20 protein-coding genes and 1 pseudogene are annotated in these 18,842 nt (G+C 71.7%); 5 read left to right on the top strand and 16 right to left on the bottom strand.

All coding sequences use genetic code 11. The features are described 5' to 3' along the window. Position 1: 1 nt before the first annotated feature. The 10 genes from CP976_RS00245 to CP976_RS42725 form a co-directional block, all read right to left on the bottom strand. Positions 2 to 1,387, bottom strand: coding sequence for an FAD-binding oxidoreductase (locus tag CP976_RS00245; protein ID WP_150478449.1), 1,386 nt, complete (start codon positions 1,385 to 1,387; stop codon positions 2 to 4). After that, the gene (locus CP976_RS00240; RefSeq protein ID WP_229876473.1) at positions 1,384 to 2,547 is read right to left on the bottom strand and encodes an acyl-CoA dehydrogenase family protein; all 1,164 of its coding nucleotides are present in this window, start codon (positions 2,545 to 2,547) and stop codon (positions 1,384 to 1,386) included. Before CP976_RS00240 ends, CP976_RS00245 begins: the two co-directional genes overlap by 4 nt. Further along, complete coding sequence (locus tag CP976_RS00235) at positions 2,544 to 3,542, bottom strand: ABC transporter substrate-binding protein (protein WP_150478448.1); 999 nt, start codon at positions 3,540 to 3,542, stop codon at positions 2,544 to 2,546. Before CP976_RS00235 ends, CP976_RS00240 begins: the two co-directional genes overlap by 4 nt. Then, the gene (locus CP976_RS00230) at positions 3,539 to 4,642 is read right to left on the bottom strand and encodes an LLM class flavin-dependent oxidoreductase (protein ID WP_150478447.1); all 1,104 of its coding nucleotides are present in this window, start codon (positions 4,640 to 4,642) and stop codon (positions 3,539 to 3,541) included. The genes CP976_RS00235 and CP976_RS00230 overlap by 4 nt, the downstream gene beginning before the upstream one ends. An 8-nt stretch (positions 4,643 to 4,650) precedes the next feature. Then, positions 4,651 to 5,640 (bottom strand): ABC transporter substrate-binding protein, encoded by a 990-nt coding sequence (locus tag CP976_RS00225; protein WP_150478446.1) that lies wholly within the window; start codon positions 5,638 to 5,640, stop codon positions 4,651 to 4,653. Beyond that, complete coding sequence (locus CP976_RS00220) at positions 5,637 to 6,371, bottom strand: ABC transporter ATP-binding protein (protein WP_150478445.1); 735 nt, start codon at positions 6,369 to 6,371, stop codon at positions 5,637 to 5,639. The genes CP976_RS00225 and CP976_RS00220 overlap by 4 nt, the downstream gene beginning before the upstream one ends. Positions 6,372 to 6,376: 5 nt before the next feature. Beyond that, positions 6,377 to 7,273, bottom strand: coding sequence for an ABC transporter permease (locus tag CP976_RS00215; RefSeq protein ID WP_150478444.1), 897 nt, complete (start codon positions 7,271 to 7,273; stop codon positions 6,377 to 6,379). 40 nt (positions 7,274 to 7,313) lie between these two features. Further along, on the bottom strand, positions 7,314 to 8,165 hold the full coding sequence (locus tag CP976_RS00210) for a sulfurtransferase (protein WP_150478443.1): 852 nt from the start codon (positions 8,163 to 8,165) through the stop codon (positions 7,314 to 7,316). Next, on the bottom strand, positions 8,162 to 8,893 hold the full coding sequence (locus CP976_RS00205; RefSeq protein ID WP_229876471.1) for an alpha/beta hydrolase: 732 nt from the start codon (positions 8,891 to 8,893) through the stop codon (positions 8,162 to 8,164). The genes CP976_RS00210 and CP976_RS00205 overlap by 4 nt, the downstream gene beginning before the upstream one ends. Positions 8,894 to 9,057: 164 nt before the next feature. Next, on the bottom strand, positions 9,058 to 9,219 hold the full coding sequence (locus tag CP976_RS42725; protein ID WP_167537243.1) for a hypothetical protein: 162 nt from the start codon (positions 9,217 to 9,219) through the stop codon (positions 9,058 to 9,060). Positions 9,220 to 9,315: 96 nt separating this feature from the next. Here CP976_RS42725 and CP976_RS00200 point away from each other — a divergent pair, with 96 nt between their 5' ends. After that, positions 9,316 to 10,197 (top strand): LysR family transcriptional regulator, encoded by an 882-nt coding sequence (locus CP976_RS00200; protein ID WP_150478441.1) that lies wholly within the window; start codon positions 9,316 to 9,318, stop codon positions 10,195 to 10,197. A gap of 378 nt (positions 10,198 to 10,575) precedes the next feature. After that, positions 10,576 to 11,451 (top strand): glutathione S-transferase C-terminal domain-containing protein, encoded by an 876-nt coding sequence (locus tag CP976_RS00195; RefSeq protein WP_150478440.1) that lies wholly within the window; start codon positions 10,576 to 10,578, stop codon positions 11,449 to 11,451. Positions 11,452 to 11,494: 43 nt separating this feature from the next. Here the strand turns inward: CP976_RS00195 and CP976_RS00190 are convergent, their stop codons facing one another. Continuing rightward, the gene (locus CP976_RS00190; RefSeq protein WP_229876469.1) at positions 11,495 to 12,238 is read right to left on the bottom strand and encodes an NADPH-dependent F420 reductase; all 744 of its coding nucleotides are present in this window, start codon (positions 12,236 to 12,238) and stop codon (positions 11,495 to 11,497) included. Positions 12,239 to 12,312: 74 nt separating this feature from the next. On the opposite strand from CP976_RS00190, the gene CP976_RS00185 reads away from it, so the two are divergent. Further along, complete coding sequence (locus CP976_RS00185) at positions 12,313 to 12,708, top strand: winged helix-turn-helix transcriptional regulator (protein WP_150478439.1); 396 nt, start codon at positions 12,313 to 12,315, stop codon at positions 12,706 to 12,708. Here CP976_RS00185 and CP976_RS43200 read toward each other — a convergent pair. Then, a complete protein-coding gene (locus CP976_RS43200; protein ID WP_229876466.1) occupies positions 12,680 to 13,156 on the bottom strand; it encodes a helix-turn-helix domain-containing protein in 477 nt (158 codons plus the stop codon). The two genes, CP976_RS00185 and CP976_RS43200, sit on opposite strands and share 29 nt — an antisense overlap. Positions 13,157 to 13,394: 238 nt before the next feature. Beyond that, positions 13,395 to 13,772: a MerR family DNA-binding transcriptional regulator gene (locus CP976_RS00175; RefSeq protein ID WP_150478438.1), complete on the bottom strand. Its 378-nt coding sequence runs from the start codon at positions 13,770 to 13,772 to the stop codon at positions 13,395 to 13,397. 76 nt (positions 13,773 to 13,848) lie between these two features. On the opposite strand from CP976_RS00175, the gene CP976_RS00170 reads away from it, so the two are divergent. Further along, on the top strand, positions 13,849 to 14,577 hold the full coding sequence (locus tag CP976_RS00170; RefSeq protein WP_150478437.1) for an SDR family oxidoreductase: 729 nt from the start codon (positions 13,849 to 13,851) through the stop codon (positions 14,575 to 14,577). Between the two features lie 97 nt (positions 14,578 to 14,674). Here CP976_RS00170 and CP976_RS00165 read toward each other — a convergent pair. The 3 genes and pseudogenes from CP976_RS00165 to CP976_RS00160 form a co-directional block, all read right to left on the bottom strand. Beyond that, positions 14,675 to 15,118: pseudogene (locus CP976_RS00165) on the bottom strand (transposase); the annotation flags it as partial. A gap of 159 nt (positions 15,119 to 15,277) precedes the next feature. Next, positions 15,278 to 15,715 carry a hypothetical protein gene (locus CP976_RS42710; RefSeq protein ID WP_167537225.1) on the bottom strand — a complete coding sequence of 146 codons (438 nt, stop codon included), beginning with the start codon at positions 15,713 to 15,715 and terminating at the stop codon, positions 15,278 to 15,280. Between the two features lie 308 nt (positions 15,716 to 16,023). Next, positions 16,024 to 17,298, bottom strand: coding sequence for an ROK family transcriptional regulator (locus tag CP976_RS00160; RefSeq protein ID WP_150478436.1), 1,275 nt, complete (start codon positions 17,296 to 17,298; stop codon positions 16,024 to 16,026). A 193-nt stretch (positions 17,299 to 17,491) separates the two neighbouring features. Between CP976_RS00160 and CP976_RS00155 the strand changes: the two genes are divergently transcribed. Next, positions 17,492 to 18,826 carry an ABC transporter substrate-binding protein gene (locus tag CP976_RS00155; RefSeq protein WP_150478435.1) on the top strand — a complete coding sequence of 445 codons (1,335 nt, stop codon included), beginning with the start codon at positions 17,492 to 17,494 and terminating at the stop codon, positions 18,824 to 18,826. The last annotated feature ends 16 nt before the right edge of the window (positions 18,827 to 18,842 follow it).

Below are 18,842 nucleotides of genomic sequence, written 5' to 3'. Positions count from 1 at the left end.
TTCAGAGGGCTTTGCCTGGGTTGAGGATGTGATGCGGGTCGAAGGCCGCCTTGATGCGTTGCTGCAACGCGTGCTGCTCCGGGCCGAGTTCGTCCACGAGCCACCGCCGCTTGAGGGTGCCCACGCCGTGCTCCCCGGTGAGGGTGCCGCCCAGGCGGAGCGCGGCGGTGAAGATGTCGCCCGCCGCCTGCCACGCCGCGTCAGGGATACCGGGCGTGTCGGGGTCGAGGACGAGAATGGGATGGAGGTTGCCGTCCGCGGCATGGGCCAAGGTGAAGATCCGTACGTCGTGGCGCTCGGCGATGGCGGTGATCTCCCGTGCCACGGTGGCCAATTGGGCCCTTGGCACCGCGATGTCCTCGATCAGCACCCGCCCCAGCCGCTCCAGGGCGGGCAGAGCGAGCCTGCGGGCCGTGAGCAGCCGGTCCGCCTCCGCTGGGTCGTCGGTCGTCTCGACCGACGTCGCGCGCCCGCGCAGCACCTGCGCTCCCAGCTCCGCCTCGGTCCCGGCCGCGCGTCCGTCGCACTGCAGAAGCAGCAGCGCACCGCCACGTGAGCGCAGGTCCGTGCCCTGCGCGTCGTCCACGGCAGCCAGCACCGGTCCGTCCAGCAGCTCGGCCATGGAAGGCTCCAGCCGGGCGGCGGTCAGCGCCGACACGGCCTCGGCCCCTTCGGCGAAGGTGTCGAAGTAGGCGGCGACGGTGGCTGTCGTCTCCGGCACCGGCCGCAGTCGCAGCGTGGCCGCGGTGATCACGCCCAGGGTGCCCTCGGAGCCGGTGAGCAGGGCCGTCAGGTCGTAGCCGGTGACTCCCTTGACGGTGCGCCGGCCGGTCCGCATCGGTGTGCCGTCCGCGAGGACCACGTCGAGGCCCAGCACCGCGTCCCGGGTCACCCCGTACTTGGCGCAGCGCAGCCCGCCCGCGTTGGTGGCGATGTTGCCGCCCACGGTGGAGATCGCCGCACTCGCCGGGTCGGGGGCGTAGCGCAGCCCGAACTCACCCGCCGCGCGATCCAGTTCGGCGGTGACGACGCCCGGTTCGACGACGGCGATCTGGTCGTGCGGGTCCAGGTCGAGGATGCGGTTCATCCGCGACAGGTCCAGAACGACCGTGCCCGTGCCGGCGTTCGCGCCGCCGGACAGTCCGGTCCCGGCCCCGCGCGGCACCACCGGCACCCGCAGCGCGTGCGCATGCCGCAGTGTCGTCCGCACCTGCTCGGCGTTCACCGCGTGCACGACGGCCCACGGCTCACCGTCCGGGCGGCTGCCGGAGCGGTCGGCGGCGTACGGGGCGGTGGCCTCGGGGCCGGTGCTGAGGGCGTCTCCCGGCAGGTCACGGCTCAGGGCGGTCAACAGGGCCTCGACGGTGCGGCGCTGGGTGACGGTCATCGGGTGCCCTCCAGCACGCGGCTGCCGACGGCGAGCAGCGCGACGTCCTCCTGCGGGGCGTGCACCGGCGCGCACTGGACGTCGCGGAAGTGACGCTCCAGCGGGTTGTCGCGGCTCAGCCCCGGGTTGCCCAGCAGCCGTACCGCCAGCCCGACCGCATCGACGGAGTGCCGGTCGGCCAGGACCCGGGCGCCCAGGGCCAGTTCGGGGGTGTACGTCTCGTCGGCCGCGTCCACGCGCTCGGCGCCGCCGAACACCAACTGTTCGGCGGAGTCCAGCCGCAGGGCGATCTCGCCGGCGGCCCGCCGGAAGCGTTCCGTACGGGCGACCGGGTGGCCGAGGTTGGCGGGGATCCGTTCGTGTGCGAAGCGGTGGAAGTACCGCTGGGCCGCGCGGGCCACACCCAGGTAGAGGGCGGCGAGCGGGAGATGGAGGGCAGCGGCTGCCCGGTTGTCCTGCTCGGCGCCCGGGCCGTGTGCGGCGATGTCGACCAGGTTCCCGGCGGGGATCTCGACCTCGTGCAGTGCGATGTCGTGGCTCCCGCTGGCCCGCAGACCCAGGTGGTTCCAGCGGTGGGTGATCTCGATGCCGGGGGAGGCGCCGGGGACGGCGAACGTGCCGACCCGCGGTGTGGGTTCGTCCGTGGTGGCCCACACGAGCAGCCAGTCGAGCCCCTCGACGCCGGTGGCGAACCGCTTGCGGCCGGTGAGGGTCCAGCCGGTCGCCGTGCGCCGGGCCACCGTCGCGGGCAGCCCGCCGCGCGCCGGTGAGCCCAGCTCGGGCTCCACCCGAACATGGTTGAGCAGCACCGGCCGCCCGGACGCGGCTGCCACTATCCGCCCGTACAACTCCTCGGGCCAGTGCGGCCGTACGGCCTGGCGGTGGTGGATCGTCAGGCTCATCGCCGCGATGAGCGCGACCGAGGGATCTCCTTCGCCCAGTGCGTGCAGGATGCGCGCGGTGGCGGCGACCCCGAGGCCCGGACCGCCGTAGCGCTCGCTGACGGTGGCGGTCAGCAGCCCTGCCTCGTGCGCGGCGCGGATGCCGTCGGAGGGAAAGGCGCCCGTGCGGTCGTACGTGGCAGCCGTGGCGGCGAGGCGGTCCGCCACCGAGGTGAGGTCAGCGAGATCGGGGACGGGCGGCCGGAGCGCGGTGGTCATGAGGAAAGTGCCTTCCGCAGCGGGGAGTTGAGACGGTCGGTCCAGAACGCGGAGACCGTCAGCGGCTGCTTCAGCGCGCCGAGACCCCGGAAGGCGTCGGCGACCTCCTGCTGGGACGCGGTGGCCTGCGCGGTCACCGCCCGCACCTCGGTCTTCCGCTGTGCCTCGCCCTCCTCGAACTCCTCCAGCGCCTGCTCCACCGGCTGGTGCGTGGCGGTGGCGACGACCTTCGCGTACTCCTGCTCGTGCCCGTCGCGGACGTACGTGTACGCCTTGTCGATACGGCCGAGCAGATCGGCCAGCGCCTCGCGCTCGGCCGCGCTGCCGAGCGTGTCGTCGGAGGCGGACCACAGGAAGTTGCCCGAGAGGATGTCCTTGCCGGAGCCGATGGTGCGGGCGCCCTGCTGACGGGCCGTGATGATCGCGTTGCCGTATCCGGCGAAGGCGTCGATCGAGCCGCCGTTCAGCGCGGCCAGCGCCTTGTCGGGTTCCAGCGGGGCGGCGGTGATGTCGTCCCAGCCGAGTCCGGCCTGCTTGAGCAGCTCGTAGAGGAAGTAGTGGGCGGTGGTGTTCTTGACGTAGCCCACCTTCTTGCCCTTGAGCTGCGCGATCGAGGTGATGTCCGAGCCCTTGGGGGCGATGACCTCCTGGTTGAGCGTGGTGCCGCGCTGCACGGCGACGACCTTGAAGTTGGGCCTGCCGTCGGCGGCGGCGAACACCGGCGGGATCTCGCTGGAGCTCGCCACGTCGAGAGCCCCGGCCCGGACCGCCTCCAGCTGCTTGTCGCCACCCTGGAAGAGACTCCACCGCACCTGGTACGGCGTGTCGTCGAGGTGGGCGAGCTTCAGCAGGGCCTCCTCGCGCTTCCAGCCCGTCGCGCCCACGCGCAGCGTGACGGTGTCGCCGCCGTCCTCCGCGCCCGCGGGGCCACCGCAGGCGCTGAGGACCACGACGAGGAGCCCGGCGAGTGCGAGAGCGCCCCCGGCCCGCCTCACGCGGCCGCTCCCGAGGCGGCGCGGTGTGCCAGCTCCTGGCGGACCAGCGGGAGGACGTGACGGGCGTAGTCGATCGCGTCGTTGAGCGGGTCGTAGCCGCGGACGGACAGCAGCTCGCAGCCGATGTCGACGTAGTCGAGCAGTGCCTTGGCGACCGTCTCGGGTGAGCCGACGAGCGCGGTGGAGGCGCCGGCGGCGTTGGTGGCGGAGGCGGGCGCGGTCCACAGGCAGCGGTCGTGGACCTCGCCGCGTTCGGCGACGGCCAGCAGCCGCTGCGAGCCGACGTTGGCGGGGGTGCCCTGGCCGAGCGCCGGGTAGTGGCGTTGCTTGGCGCGCTCGGCGTGGTTGGTCTTGATCGAGCCGAGGATGCGGTGCGCCTTTTCCCAGGCCAGTTCGTCGGTGGGCGCGATGATCGGGCGGAACGACACCCAGATCCGGGGGCGGGGCCGGCCGGCGGCGTCCGCGTGGGCGTTGACCGCGGCGATCTGCTCGGCGGTCTCCTTCAGCGGCTCGCCCCACAGCCCGAAGATGTCGCCCTGCTGCCCGCCCACCCGGTAGGCGTCCTGCGAGGAGCCGCCCACCGAGATCGGGATCGTGCCGTGGTACGGGGTGACGTCGGAGCGGAAGCCCTCGAAGCGGTAGTACGCGCCCTCGTGCGAGAGTGGCCCGTCGGCCGCCCACACGTCCCGCAGGATCCGGATGTACTCGTCCGAACGCGCGTACCGCTCGCTCTTGCTCAGGTAGTCGCCCTCGCGGCGCTGCTCCTCGTCGCTTCCGCCGGAGATGATGTGGACCACCAGGCGCCCCTTGCTGATCCGGTCCAGGGTCGCCAGGGCACGGGCCGCGTGGGTCGGGAAGATCACGCCGGGGCGGTGGGCGAGGACGGGTTTGATGCGCTCGGTGTGGTGGGCCACGAACTGGGCCAGCTGAAGTGCGTCGGGGGAGGCGGAGTGGTAGGTGACGAGGGTGTAGTCGAAGCCGCCGTCGTCCAGGGCGCGGGCGTAGCGGCGGGCGTAGTCGACGTCGATGCCCGTGCCCGCGGTGGGGTCGCCCTCGGTGGCGGGGTTGGGATGGACGGCGCTGATGAACTCGACCGGCATGGCGGGGCTCACTCCTTGACGAGGCTGGTGTCGACGTGGTCGGCGACGGTCGGGTTGGGGTTGAGGACGCCGATGCCGTGCATGGTGTCGCCGACCTTCTGCACGGCCTGGACGACCTGCGGACTCACCGGCTCCAGCTCGCTGTTGGCCTGGCTCACCAGGGCCTTCGCGATCTCGGGGGAGGCACCGCTGGTCTGCTGGATGGCCTTGGCGTAGTCGCCCGGATGTTCCCGCGACCAGGCGAGAGCCTTGTCCAGGCGGCGAAGGTAGTCGGAGATGGCGGCCTTCTTGCCCTGGTCGGCCAGTGCCTTCTCGGAGGCGCCGATGAAGCCGTAGCCGCTCACGCGACCGTCGGCGCCGTTGACGAGGAGCCGGCCGCCCTGCTGCTCGGCGACGGACTTGTAGACCCCGAAGGTGGCCCACGCCTCGATCTTGCCCGAGGTGAACGCGGCCTGCGCGTCGGTCGGTAGCAGATACTGGACCTTGACGTCGTCGTAGCTCAGCCCCGCCTGCTGAAGCGCGTGCGCGAGCAGGTACTCGGCGATGGACCCCTTCGCCGAGGAGACCACGACCTTCTTGCCCTTGAGGTCCTTCACGCTCCTCACCGACGAGTCGTCACGGACCACGATCCCGGTGTGCGTGCCGTCGTTGTGCAGGGCGCCCACCGCCTTGACCGGCACACGCCCGGAAAGGGCCTGGAGCGTGGGGAGGTCGGCGGCGTACGAGGTGTCCGCGGCACCCGCCTGCACGGCCTGGAAGAGCGGGGCCGCGCCCTCGAACTCGGCCCACTTCACGTCGTACGACGTGCCTTCGAGGGCGCCGGAGGCGTTGAGCAGGGTCTGCAGGTTCTTCGCCTGGTCGCCGATGGTGAGGGTCACCCGCGACGAGGAGTCACCGGACGCGGCCTCGCTGTTCCCGCCGCAGGCCGCGGTGGCGAGGAGCGCGGTGAGGGCGAGTGCGGAGCTCAGCGCACGGCTGATGCGGTTGACGGGGTTCATGCGGGTGCCTCTTCCAGGGGATGCGCCGAGGCGTCGTGGACGCCCAGGCGGTGCAGCAGTTCGCCGCGGAGTCGTACGAAGTCGGGGGAGCCGAGGTCGCGCGGCCGCTCCAGGCCGACTTCGGCCTCGTACGCGATCCGCCCGTCGTCCATCACCAGGACCCGGTCGGCCAGCAGCAGCGCCTCCTCCACGTCGTGGGTGACCAGCAGCACCGAGCAGCCGTGCCGCTGCCAGAGATCCGCTACCAGCCGCTGTGCCTTGCCTCGGGTGAGGGCGTCCAGGGCGCCGAACGGCTCGTCGAGGAGAAGCAGTTCGGGTTCGCGCACCAGAGCGCGGGCCAGGGAGACGCGCTGGGCCTGGCCGCCGGACAGGGTCTTGGGCCAGCGGCCGGCGTACTCCTCGATGCCCACCTCGGCCAGATACCGCTCGGCGAGTGCCCGGTCCGGGGACCCGGGCAGGCCGAGCACGACGTTGCGCCAAACCCGCAGCCAGGGCATCAGCCGCGGCGACTGGAAGGCCACCGACCGGCGCTCCGGCACGCTCACCTCGCCCTCGGTCTCGTCGTCGAGCCCGGCGAGGATCTTCAGCAGCGTCGACTTGCCGCAGCCGCTGTGGCCGAGCAGCGCGACGAACTCGCCCCGGCGCAGGGTGAGATCCAGCCCGTCGATGACCGTCTTGTCGTCGAAGGCCCGGGTCAGCCCGCGGACCTTCACGTTCGCCGTCTCCGTCATGTCGGTCACGCTCCTTCGCCGTCGAACGAGGCACGCCAGGCCAGCAGCCGTCGCGACAGCAGCCGTACGGCGAAGTCGCACAGCAGGCCGAGGACCGCGTAGACGGCCAGGCACAGGACGATGACGTCGGTCTGGAAGTACTGCTGGGCATTGCTCATCAGGTAGCCGATGCCGGCGTCCGCGTTGACCTGCTCGGCGAAGACCAGGGCGAGCCAGGCGGTGGACAGCGCGTACCGCAGACCCACCAGCGCTCCGGGCAGTGCGGACGGCAGGATCACGTACCGGATGAGACCGATGCGGCCGAGCCCCGCCATCCGTCCCGCTTCGATGAGCTGGGCGTCGGCGGAGCGGATTCCGCCGTAGATGTTGAAGTACAGCGGGTACGTCACACCGAGGGCGACCAGAGCGATCTTCGGGGTCTCGTCGATGCCGAACCAGACGATGAACAGCGGGATCAGGCCCACCCAGGGGATGGCCCGGAACATGCCCATCGACGCGTCGATCACGTCCTCGCCCAGCCGGAACAGTCCCGCCGTGAGCGACAGGGCGAGGGCGACGGCCGCACCGATGAGGAACCCGATCGCGGCGCGGCGGCCGGACGCGGCGATCGCCTGCGGCAGTTCACCGGTCCCGGTCAGATCGACGGCCCGCTGGACGACGTCGACGGGGGAGGCGAGGACGGACTCGGGCAGCACACCGGTGGTGCTTCCCAGGAACCACACCACCAGCAGCCCGAGGGGCCCGGCGGCACGGCGCACACCGCGCGGCACGCGGAGGGCGGGGCGCCGGCGTGGGCGTGCAGGGGGGTCGCTCTTCGTGGGGGTCGGGGCCGGTGGCGTCGGCCGTGCCGGTGCGTGCGTCGGCGGAGACGTTCCGGAGACGGCGGTGTTCGGGGAGGGCATGGGCGGCCTCTCGGGGAGGAGTCGGGAGAGTGTCGGGGATTCAGTACGGCTGTTCGCCCAGCACGGCCGGGCGGCCGGGGTCGGCGGACCAGGCGGACCAGGAGCCGGGGTACAGCGCGGCGGGGATGCCGGCGTGGGCGAGCGCCGCGATCTGGTGGGCGGCCGTGACGCCGGAGCCGCAGTAGACCCCCACCTCGGTCGCGTCGTCGGCACCCAGCGCCGTGAACCGCACGGCGAGTTCCTCCACGTCGCGGAAAGTCCCGTCGGGATCGAGGTTGTCGCCCGTGGGGGCGGACAGCGCACCGGGGATGTGCCCGGCACGCGGATCGACCGGTTCGCTCTCGCCCCGGTACCGCTCGGCGGCGCGGGCGTCCAGCAGCACACCGTCACGGGCGAGTTCGGCCGCCGCGTCCGCGTCCAGCACGGGCAACCGCCCCGGGCTGAGCACGATGTCGCCCGGCGCGGGAGCCTCGGACTCGCCGGTCTCCGTGGGGAGTCCGGCCGCGCGCCAGGCGCCCAGCGCCCCGTCGAGCAGAGTCACCCGCTCGACTCCCGCCCAGCGCAGCAGCCACCAGGCGCGGGCGGCGGCGGTGTTGCCGTTGTCGTCGTAGACGACCACCGGGCGGCCCGTGGTGAGGCCCCAGCGACGCGCCGCCGCCTGGAGGTCCGCTGGGTCGGGGAGGGGATGGCGACCGCCCTCGGGCGTGGGCGGGGCGGCCAGTTCGGTGTCGAGGTCCACATAGACGGCGCCCGGGATGTGCTCCTTGAGGTAGTGCTCGCGGCCGTGCGGGTCGCCGAGCCGCCACCGCACGTCGAGGACGACGGGGCTCGGATCACCGCTGTGCAGCAGGGAGCGCAGCTCGGCCACGCCGGTCAGCACCGGGGCGGTCATACGAGGTCCTCCCGTACGGCGATGGGCGCGAGGCCCGGGGAGAGCCGCAGCCGCTCCAGGAACAGCACGATCGTGGCGGCGGCCGTGCGGTGGGTGACGTCGTTGAGGGCGTCGTGCCGGGTCCCGGCCAGGCTCACCAGCTCCACACCGGGCAGTGCGCGGTAGGTGAGGCCGGCCGCCGGGAGCGGGCTGACCGTGTCGTCGGCGCCGTGCAGGGCGAGGACGGGGACGGAGATGCCCTCCAGGGTGGGCAGGTCGGCAGCGGCCGTGTCCGTGAGCGCACCGCGCCGGAACGCGTCGTCGGAGGCGAGCCTGCCCCGGTGCGTGGGGCAGGCGGTGCGCTGGTCGAGTTCGGCCTCCCAGTCGGGCGTCGCCGCGAGGGCGCGCGGCGCGGTGGGCAGCCCGGCAAGGATCAGCGCGTCCAGGCCCGGTGTGCCCCGCGCCGCGAGCCACGCCGCGTACAGGGCCCCGGTGTCGGAGCCGGCCAGTACCCGGGGGCCGGGCAGTGTCTCGTCGCGCAGCAGTTTGGCGGCCTGGTCGGTGACCGTCTCCGGCGCGGGGGAGGGGTCGGGCAAGGCGCGGACGCGGTAGCCGTCGGCGGCGATGCGGCTGCCGAACCGCTCGTACACGCCGCCGTGTTCACCGCGGCCGGGCAGGAGGACGAGGGTGCCGCGCGGCGCGATCCCCTCTGGTTCGTCCCAGGCGTGGACAGGCTGAGGAGAGCTCATGGTGACTCGATTCATCGGAGGGCTCAGGGGGAGGGCGGGGCGCACCTGTGCCGTGGGCGGGGGAGAGCGTGACGCGTACCTGCGTCGAGGGGCCGCACAGCCACCTGGCGTGCGGGATCAGCCGGGCCGGTTCCGGCTCAACGGAGCGTCGAAGCGTGCGCGGATCAGCGACAGCGCATGGTGACGGCGCGGCCGAGGTCGACCACCCGCCGCCGCGTCAGCCAGGTGCCCGCACCGCAGCACACCGCCGACCCGACGGCCGACGGCCGGGGTCCGGTGCTGTGGGGGCGCGGCCCGCAGGCCGACGCGTTGGCTGTACGCGGCATGCGCCCAGCATGCAGGAGGCGAAAGCCGTACGTCCAACGACGATTCGCCATCAAAACCGATCACGATCCCTGATCAATGGGTGCTAGCCTGCGCCCATGCGACCGGTCCTGGACATCGTGGCACTGCGCAGCCTGATCGCCGTAGCCGACTACGGCGGCTTCCACCGCGCCGCCGGCGTGCTCGCCCTCAGCCAGTCCGCGGTCAGCCAGCACGTACGGCGGCTGGAGAAGACGCTGGGCCTTCCCGTCGTCGAACGCGACGGCCGCAAGACCCGGTTCACCGCGCGCGGTGCCCAGCTCCTGGAGGAGGCGCGGCTGATCGTGGGAGCGCACGACGCGGCCGTACGCAGGCTGCTGGGTGAGGGTGACCCTGGAACCGCCACCGTCGTCGTCGGCGCCACCGAGCACGGCGCCGACCAGATCCTCCCGGTGCTCACCGAGGCCGTACGGGAGGTGCGTCCGGGTGCCGAGGTCCGCGTGCGGATCGACCGCTCGGCACGACTGACGGACGCGGTCGACCGCGGCGAACTCGACCTCGCCGTCTACGTCACCGAGGCGACCGCAGCGGCGGGCGACCCCGTGGGCGGACTGCCGCTGCGCTGGTACGCCGCCCCTGGCTGGACGCCGCCCGTCGCTCCCGCCCCGCTGCCGCTGGTCGCCGTCAACGAACCGTGCGTCATACGCCGCCGCGCCCTCACCGCGCTGGCCGCCCACCGCACACCGGCCACCGTCGTCGCCGAGGCCGGATATCTCGCGGGCGTCCTGGACGCGGCCCGCGCGGGACTGGGCACTGCGCTGCTCGCCGTTCCAGGCGGCCAGCACCCCGAGGGACTGATCCCGGTCCAGGGCTTGCCCGCCGTGTCCCCGGTGCGGCTCAGCGCGCGACCCCGGCACGGCGCTGACCCCTCCGTGACCGGCGCCGCCGTCGAGGCGGTCCGCGCGCTGCTCGCCGCCCGCGAGACCGGCCGCGCGGCCTGACCGCACCGGAGCCCGGGTCCTCTCACGTGGTGAGACGCCGTGGTGTCGGACGAACGGCCCTCTTGACGCGGTGTGGACGCGGCCTGACACTCACTACAGGAATCCTAGTGAACTGGTAGGGAAGATGGGCTGTGTCGCACTGAATCTCGGCAGTGACGCCGTCCGTGTCGCCGTCCGGCCGCTGCCCTTGCTGACGTCCCGCCGCCACATCGATCTCGTGCGTGTGTGCAGTGCGGCAAGTCCCCTGCGCGACGGCGGGCCAGTCCCCGCTCACGCCTGACCATCCGCACAAGTACCGCATCCCGGCCGCGCCGGAGCTGCCGCGTGCCGTCGCCATCGCCGCCGTAGGCCCACGAACGAGCATTTCCAGGGAGACGCATGTCCGCGACACCCTCGACAGCCGTGCCGTCCTTCCGGAGCAGGATCGGCTCTGACGCGCGCAGCGGTTACTACGCCGCGCCGCGCCGCTACCGGCTCCATCTCGCCCTCTCCTGTCCGCACTGCCTGCGGATCGCCGTGACGCACGGCCTGCTCGGTCTCGGCGACACGCTCCCGGTGACGCTGCTGCCTGCCGTGCCCGACGCACCCGGTGGCGGACACCGGGCACTGGGCCCGCTGTACGAGGCCAGTTCGCACCAGCACCCGGGTCCGGCCGTGGCGCCGGTGCTCAGCGACGGCTGGACCGGGCGGATCGTGAGCACGCACGCCCCGGACATCCTGCGGGACCTGACCCGGTGGTTCGGCGGTACTGGTCCTGATCTCCACCCGCGTGGTGCCGAGGAGGCGATCGAGGGCGTAACCCGGCTCTGTGAACAGGGCATCACCGCGACCGCCCAGCGCGCCGGGCAGTCCGGTGGCGACCCGGCGGCACGCGACACCGCGCTGGCCACCCTGCTGCGCGCCCTGGACATGCTGGAGTGGCGGCTCGCCGCCCAGGAGCACGTCCTGGGCGGCGAACTCACCCTCGCAGACGTGCATGTGTGGGTGACGCTGGTACAGCTGGACACCGTCCACCGCTACCACCTGGACGCCGCTGCCGTGCACCGCATCACCGGCCACCCCCGGCTGTGGGCGTACGCACGACGGCTGGCGGCGCATCCCGCCTTCGGCTCCCGCCTCGACCTGGACGGCATCGCCCGCAGGCACCACGCCCACTGCCGGGGCAGCGAGGCCGCCGGCGCGGCGGTACAGATCGTGGACTGGGCGGCGTACGCGAGACGGGAGGCGTCGGAGCCGGCGTGGCAGCCCCGCTGACCGGGGAGCGGGGCGGACGACCGGTCTCCGGCGGTGACAGTGGTCAGCCGGCGGCCGACCAGTCCGCTCGGGCGGTGACGAGCCGGCTGTGCGCTGCGCGCAGCTCGTCCGGCCCACGGCCGGCCGGGGTCCCGGCCTGGTGGCTCGGTCCGGCCGCGTATGCCAGCGGAGGTGCGATCGCTTGCGCATCCGCTCCCTCGCCGACCCACAGGGCGATGAAGAGCGCGGCGGTCGCTTCCAGGAGTCCCGCACGGTCGAGACCGCCGCCGGTCACGGGGTCGCAGCCCACGTCCTGCACCAACTCGCGTACACGCGCGAGGGCCGTCTCGTCGTCCCCGCAGACCGGAACGGCCAGTGGTCGCCCATCGAAGACAGGCGGCCGCATGCGCCACACATCCTCGTGGCAGAGGTTGAAAGCCCTGACCACGTGGGCTCCTGGTGCCGCCGCGGCCAGTTGCTGCGCGGCTGAGGGGCTTCCTTCCGTCAGCAGCCGGAAGCCCGGCCCGACCGGGTTGGAGCAGTCGAGCAGCACCTTGTCCACCAGGGCCGCGTGCAGGTCCCGCACCACGTCTGCTCCCGCCGCGAAGGGGAGCGCGGCCAACACCACCTGACCGGACTCGGCCGCCGTGCGCAGACTGGCGGGCTTCGCGCTGCCTCCGATGCGCGTCGCGAGCCGCTCCGCCTTGTGTGCGTCCCGTCCCCCGATCATCACCTCGTGCCCGGCCCGCACCCAGTGGGTGGCGAGCGCGTCGGCCATGTTGCCCGTGCCCAATACACCGATTCTCATCACGTGGTCCCTCTCCGTGCCTGCTTCGACCGTTTACCCCAACGCTAGAAGGCCGTTCGGGCACCATTTGGTACGTGACGACCGACGCCTACCTCGCCGACTGCCGCGCCCGCCTCGCCTTCGACCTGCTCTCCAACACCTGGAACGCCGTGGTGCTCTGGGCACTGCGCGACGGACCCAGGCGCCCGGTCGAATTACGGGAGCGGATCGGGGGCATCAGCTCCAAGGTCCTCACCGAGACTCTGCGTCGGCTGCAGTTCAACGGACTGGTCGACCGGCAGGCGGACCCCGACGCACTATCTCGGGTCGAGTACCAACTCACCGCTCTGGGCCGGACCTTGCTGGCGCCCATCGACGCCGTCGGCGCATGGGCCTTCGAGTACGGCGATGAGGTCATGGCCGCCCAGGAAGCAGCATGCACTCCCGAACCGCGCGGTCCCCTCAACCAACTTGGCGGGCTGGACGGGTGAACAGCGGCTTCACACCGAGATCCCAGACAATGTGGCGGTACTTGTCATGGTCGTAGCCGCGGTCGCCCAGCACCATGTCCGGGCGTCGCCGGGGTCGGCCCTCTCGGAGATCATTTCGTCGAAGGTTCTCATTGTTAAGACTCGCGTACCCGTTGAAACTAGTCATGCCGCGTCGGCCTGAAGTCGTTCCGGCGTCGCGCCGAACTCGCGTACGGTGCCGGGAGGTGCCTATGGACGCGGTGAAGTCGCGGGTGAAGTGTGCTCGGTCGGCGTAGCCGAGTTCGGCAGCGAGAGCGGACCAGTCCTGCGGTTCCGCGGCCGCGCGTGCGGCGGCCTCCTGAATGCGGGCTCGCCGGATCACCCACTTGGGTCCGATGCCGACGTACTCGGCGAACATTCTCTGCAGTTGGCGCGCGCTCATGTCGGCGAACGCGGCGAGTTGGGACACCCGTAGAACAGCAAGGCCGGTGCTGATCGCTTCGACCAGCCTGGCACGGCCCCCGAGGCAGCCTCCCACATGGCTAGACCGCGATGTGCCGATCTGGTGTCAGTGGGTTGGCGTCAGTGACGGCAGGTCAGGCCTGGGTCGTTTTCGCTCCCACAACAGTTCCCCCCTCAACGACTCCTCATCGCCCCAACCAAGACAGCGAGGTTAGATCGCTGATGAGACGTCTCGCCGACCACGCCTACGGGTGCGTGTCCGTGATCGCGATGACCTCGTCGAGGTGGTCCAGGGCGGCCTGCAGGTCGTCGATCTTGGCCTGGATGCGCTCGCGCTCGGCTCGCAGCATGGTTCGTTGCTCGGCGTCGGTGTGCCCGGAGTCCCAGCACGGCAGGAGTTCGGCGATCCTTCGGCTGGTGAGGCCGGCGGCGAACATCTCCTGGAAGAAGCGGACCAAGGGGATGGCGTCCTGCCGGTACAGGCGCTGGCCGGACGGGCTGCGCTCCGCGATGAGCAGCCCTTGCTGCTCGTAGTAGCGCACGGCGCGCACCGAGACGCCGGCACCTCGTGCCACCTCGCCGATGCGGATCAACCGCTCGGCTGCGGCCACTGTGACAGTCATGGTGATTCCTCTCCCCCCTGGCCCTGACGACCAGCGCTTGCCTCTGACGCTAGCGTCAGGTTTTAGCGTACCGGCCATGGATATCAACAACTCCGTCGCCCTTGTCACCGGAGCCAACCGCGGCCTGGGCCGCGCCTTCGCCCAGCGCCTGCTCGAACGGGGCGCCCGCAAGGTCTACGCGACGGCCCGCCGACCGGAGACCGTGGACCTGCCCGGGGTCGAGGTGCTGCCCCTCGACATCGCCGATCCCGCATCCGTGAGGGCCGCCGCCGAGGCCGCCCCGGATGTCTCGCTACTCATCAACAACGCGGGAATCAGTACGGGGACCGACCTGGTGACCGGTTCGCTGGACGCGGTGCGGCACGAGCTGGAGACCAACATGTTCGGCCACCTGGGAATGATCCGGGAGTTCGCGCCGGCGCTCGCCAGGAACGGCGGGGGCGCGATCGTCAACGTTCTCTCAGCCATGTCGTGGTTCGGGGGCAAGGGCGCCAATGCCTACCACCTGACCAAGGCCGCCGCCTGGGCCATGACCAACGGCGTCCGCCTGGAGCTCGCCGAGCAGGGCACGCTCGTCACAGCGGTACACCTCGGCCTCGCCGACACCGACATGGCGGCGGGCTGGCCCGTGGACAAGATCGCTCCGACGGACCTGGCCGACGCGGCGCTCGACGGTGTTGAGGCGGGCTCCACCGAGGTCCTCGCCGACCAGTGGAGTCGGGACGTCAAGTCCCGTCTGGCGCTGACCCCGGAAGAGCTCAACGCCGCAATGGACCGCGCCCTGGCGGCGCTGATGGCAGCCTGAGGGGCCCTCGGGCCGCACGGGACTTCGGTCGGCTGCTTCTCCATCGGCCCCTCGAACTCCTCTACTTGAGGTTGAACTCGTGGTGTCGTGTCGCTGATCAGGCGGGTCCGATGGTCAGGCCGGTCTCGGCGAGGCAGCCGCCTATGAGGTGACTGCGGTACTGGATGAGGCGTAAGCCGCGTCGGATGCGCTGGTCAAGGTGTTCGGGGGTACTGAGGGCGACGTTGGAGAGCCATCCGCGTCGCAGGAGAGACCAGATGCCTTCGACGGGGTTGAGGTCGGGTGCGTAGGGCGGCAGGTAGTAGATGGTCAGCCACTCCCGGGCTGCCGCCCACTGCCGCAGGTCGGCGGCTTTGTGGACGTTGAGGTTGTCCCAGACCAGGACGATCGGGTCGCCGAACTGCTGGTGGGCGGCGATCAGCAGGTCCCGGTAGTCGCGCAAGGAGAAGCTCTTGCGCCCGTCGCGTCGGCCGTCGTCTCTGCGTGGCCGGTAGATCAGCCTAGAGCGGTGGCCGGGTTTGTAGCAGGTCAGTGCGGCAATGAGCGGTGTGCATCGTGAAGTCGCAGGTCGCGGGTCTGGTGTGAATGACGAGTGGGGTACTCGCGCCGGTCGGCGGCCGATGACCTTGGTGTAGATCATTGGGTATTCCGGTTCCGGTGGGATGCCTGGTTCGGCTGCGCTCGCGAGTTGCCCCCCGGCCTACGATCCATCGGCAGGTCGGCACGCCACGAGACCGCGGGAGGACCCGGGATGCAGGACCGGCAATGGATCACCGCTCGCCGGAGCGAACTGGACGCCCTCGCCGATGAGTTGACCAAGCAGCTTCAGGAGGTCCAGGTCGAGTGAAACGAACTGGCGGTCGCCCGACCGCATCAGGCGCAGGCCCAGCCAGCCGACTCGTGCCCCTGCGAAGATCGCAATCGTCGGGGTGAGGTCGCCGTTCTGGTAGGTGATCAGCAAGGCGTCGTAGTTGGTGAAGAACGCCAAGAGCGTTGCGTAGAGCACCGCGATGACCGCGCACGCTCTTTCCAGCAGGCGCAATGCGCGTCGGTCTCCACTCATGCCGTCCATCCCGTGGCACCTGGTCCCCGGCGCCAGCTCGGTCAGGCCGGCCTCGTCGCGCAGCAGCTCACGCACGGCCGCGTAGTGCCGCTGCCAGACCGTCGGCCTGCGGCCTCTTGGTTTGGGGTCGGTAGTGGTGAGAGTGGGTGTCGGTGGTCGGGTGGTGTGCTGTGTCGATGCTGGTCAGCGGGGTGTTGGGGCAGGACCGGCACTGTCATGAGGTGAGAGGTTGGGGATGGCTATTGCTGTCGTGGGGCTTCATCACGCGGAGGACCGTATCCAGGCGTAGTCATGTGCGGCCACCGAAGTCAGGCACGACCGTGTGGCCCGCCACCACTGACAAGGGCCCGTGCAGGCTTTGCGCGGGTACGGAGGTCCTGTCCTCACCGTCGCCCAGACGCGAACCCTGGGGAGTTGAGGCTGGTCGGACGGGTCCGGAGCACGACCTCGACCGATGACAGCGCGAAACGCACTGCGCCGGTGAGGACGGCGTCGTCGCCCAGGGCGGAAAGGTGCCAGCGCGGCGGGTCCACGAGCAGGCCGTCGGCGTGGTCCTGGGCCGCGGTCAGCAGGGTCTTCGCCGCGGGAAGCAGGGCGGGGTCGGGGAAGAGCCCGGTGCCGAGGACGACCAGGGCCGGGTCGAGGGCGAGAAAGACCGGGGCCAGGCCCTCGGCCAGCCGTCGCCCGTACGCCTCGACGGTGGCGACCGCGTCGGGGTCGGCCGCGGCCGCGTCACGGATGGTGCCGGCGGGCAGCGGATCCAGGCCGGGGCGGTCGGCCGGGCCGCCACCGGAGAAGCGGATGAAGCCGATCTCGCCGGCCGCGCCGTGGTGCCCGCGCAGCAGGCGGCCACCGGTGATGACGCCGGAGCCGAGGCGTTCGCCGAGCAGGACGAAGACCATCTCCCCGGCTGCGGGGTCGGCCCCCGTCCTTTCGGCCGTTCCCTCGGCCGTCGCCCCGACCCCGCGCCACTGTTCGCCGAGCGCGGCCAGGTTGGCGTCGTTCTCGACGGCCACCGGACAGCCGAGAAGGTCGCGGAGGACGCCCGCGATGTCCACCTCGGTCCACGTGTGAAGGTTGTCCGCCTGGCGGACGCGGGTGTTGTTCCGGTCGACCAGACCGGGGGTGCCGAGCGCGGCCGCCCACACCCGGGAAACGTGCACGTCCGCCCGGTCCAGGGCGGCCCGGATCGCCGAGGTCACCACCCGCGCGCGGGCCGGGCCCGGGACGTCGGCGCGGACCGCGCGGCGCTCGACGGCGACCGGTTCGCCGTCGAGGTCGGCCAGGCAGGCGGTGACGGACCGCGGCCGCACGTCGACGCCGACGACGAACCCCGCATGGGGCTGGAAGCGGAAACGGCGGGCCGGGCGGCCGGGGGAGCGCTGGCCCCGGGCGGACGGAGCGGAGGCGACATCGATCAGGCCGCGGGCGACGAGTTCCTCCACGATCGCCTCAACGGTCGGGCGGGACAGGCTGGTTGCTCCGACCAGCTCGGACAGCCGGGGGTGTGGGTCGGCAGAGCGGACGACGGCGAGCACGGCCGCCGCATTCGTGGCACGCAGGTCGGCCACACCCACGACCGAGGGGGCCGCCGTCGGCGGACCCGGCTCCATGGCACCGCTGAGCGGCCAGAGGGCGTCCGGCTCCGATCTGGTCAATGGTCGACCTCCTGCTGTCGGCAACAGCCTTCACTCTGCTCTTGACGCGCCATGGCCTGAACTCGATTATGAAACGCAACTGCTTTATTAAAACACTCGGCGCCCGCACCTGGCCACACCTGCCCGCGCCGCCCGCACCTCCATGGCACTCGCCCGCGCAGCACTCCCTCTCCCGCCGTTCCAGGAGCCCGCCATGAGTCACGTTCCCGCTCCGCCGTCCAGACGCTCGTTCCTCGCTGCCGCCGCAGGCTCCTCCCTGCTCGTCGCGTGCGGCAGCTCCCTCACCCCCGGCGCCGAGTCCACCGATGCGGCCAGCGCGTCTCCCGTCTCCACGGCCGTACCCACCGGCAAGATCACTCTGGTGGTCGCCGACGCGGACGACACCACCATGACCCCCGGCCTGCTCGCGGCGTTCCGGGAGAAGTACCCCAACGTCACCTTCAAGCGTCAATACACCGGTTGGGACGACTACCTCAAGAGCATCAACACCACGATGTCGGCCGACTCCGCCCCCGACATAGCCCAGTTCGTCTCCGGCATGAACAACCTGGTCAAGGGACGCCTGCTGCTCGACGTCGGCGGCTACGGCAAGGCGTACGGCTGGTCGCGCAGGTTCCCCGGCCTGGACCAGATCACCTTCAGCGCCGACGGCAGGACGGCCGGCACCGGTGCCCTGTACGGCGTGCCCGGCGGGCTGTCGTTCGAGGGCGTCTACTGCAACAAGGCCAAGGTGCGGAAACTGGGCCTGGCCGTGCCGCCGGCCACGCTGGCCGAGTTGGAGGCCCTGTTCGCCAAGGCCAAGGCCGCCGGGGAGACCGCGCTCGTCGCGGGCAACCTCGACGGCGGCCTCAACCACCCGTTCAACGTGCTGCTGTCGGTCCATCTGAAGCCGGAGGACCGCGAGGCGTGGGCGTTCGGCCGCAAGGGCGCCAAGATCACCGGGCCCGAGGCTGTGACGGCGGCGACGACCCTCAAACGCTGGGTCGACCAGGGCTACGTCACCCCCAAGGTCAACGGCACCAGCGACAACGACGCCACCGCCGCGTTCGCCAGGGGCGAGGGCGTCTTCCGGATCAGCGGCAACTGGGCCGCCGCCGCGGTCGACAAGGGCCTCGGCGAGGACGCCGGGCTGTTCAACATGCCGCCGATCACCAAGGGCGGCCCCCTGCGCACCACCGGAGCCGGTGTCTACTACTGCGTCTCCAGCAAGTCGAAGAACGCGGCCGCCGCAGCAGCCTTCCTCGACTTCTGCGCCACCCGACAGGCCTCCGCCGTCACCGCCAAGGCCGGCTTCATGGCACCCGACGCCGGCGCGATGCCGCAGCAGAGCGGCCTCCTCGGGGACGTACGGACCGGCTGGCAGGGAATCGTGAAGGACTCCGGGCTCCAGCCGTTCATCCAGAACGCCTCCACCCCCACGATGCCCGACACCCTCACCACACAGCTCCAGTTGCTCGCCGGCGGCAAGGCCGGCGTCGAGAAGTTCCTCGCTGCCCTCCAAGCCGACTTCGACCAGTTCCACTCCTGATCAGGGCGGCCCGCGA

Origin of the sequence: Streptomyces coeruleorubidus (assembly GCF_008705135.1) — a bacterium.
Classification (GTDB): domain Bacteria; phylum Actinomycetota; class Actinomycetes; order Streptomycetales; family Streptomycetaceae; genus Streptomyces; species Streptomyces coeruleofuscus.
This window is presented reverse-complemented; position numbering and strand designations above follow the sequence as displayed.

What these genes read in the sequence shown, in the direction of transcription:
- CP976_RS00155 (WP_150478435.1), top strand. Translation starts at nt 17,492, where the DNA reads ATGAGTCACGTTCCCGCTCCGCCGTCCAGACGCTCGTTCCTCGCTGCC.
- CP976_RS00205 (WP_229876471.1), bottom strand. Translation starts at nt 8,893, where the DNA reads ATGAGCTCTCCTCAGCCTGTCCACGCCTGGGACGAACCAGAGGGGATC.
- CP976_RS00195 (WP_150478440.1), top strand. Translation starts at nt 10,576, where the DNA reads ATGTCCGCGACACCCTCGACAGCCGTGCCGTCCTTCCGGAGCAGGATC.
- CP976_RS00170 (WP_150478437.1), top strand. Translation starts at nt 13,849, where the DNA reads ATGGATATCAACAACTCCGTCGCCCTTGTCACCGGAGCCAACCGCGGC.
- CP976_RS00230 (WP_150478447.1), bottom strand. Translation starts at nt 4,642, where the DNA reads ATGCCGGTCGAGTTCATCAGCGCCGTCCATCCCAACCCCGCCACCGAG.
- CP976_RS00175 (WP_150478438.1), bottom strand. Translation starts at nt 13,772, where the DNA reads ATGACTGTCACAGTGGCCGCAGCCGAGCGGTTGATCCGCATCGGCGAG.
- CP976_RS00210 (WP_150478443.1), bottom strand. Translation starts at nt 8,165, where the DNA reads ATGACCGCCCCGGTGCTGACCGGCGTGGCCGAGCTGCGCTCCCTGCTG.
- CP976_RS00220 (WP_150478445.1), bottom strand. Translation starts at nt 6,371, where the DNA reads ATGACGGAGACGGCGAACGTGAAGGTCCGCGGGCTGACCCGGGCCTTC.
- CP976_RS00245 (WP_150478449.1), bottom strand. Translation starts at nt 1,387, where the DNA reads ATGACCGTCACCCAGCGCCGCACCGTCGAGGCCCTGTTGACCGCCCTG.
- CP976_RS00225 (WP_150478446.1), bottom strand. Translation starts at nt 5,640, where the DNA reads ATGAACCCCGTCAACCGCATCAGCCGTGCGCTGAGCTCCGCACTCGCC.
- CP976_RS00240 (WP_229876473.1), bottom strand. Translation starts at nt 2,547, where the DNA reads ATGACCACCGCGCTCCGGCCGCCCGTCCCCGATCTCGCTGACCTCACC.
- CP976_RS42725 (WP_167537243.1), bottom strand. Translation starts at nt 9,219, where the DNA reads ATGCCGCGTACAGCCAACGCGTCGGCCTGCGGGCCGCGCCCCCACAGC.
- CP976_RS00215 (WP_150478444.1), bottom strand. Translation starts at nt 7,273, where the DNA reads ATGCCCTCCCCGAACACCGCCGTCTCCGGAACGTCTCCGCCGACGCAC.
- CP976_RS00190 (WP_229876469.1), bottom strand. Translation starts at nt 12,238, where the DNA reads ATGAGAATCGGTGTATTGGGCACGGGCAACATGGCCGACGCGCTCGCC.
- CP976_RS00200 (WP_150478441.1), top strand. Translation starts at nt 9,316, where the DNA reads ATGCGACCGGTCCTGGACATCGTGGCACTGCGCAGCCTGATCGCCGTA.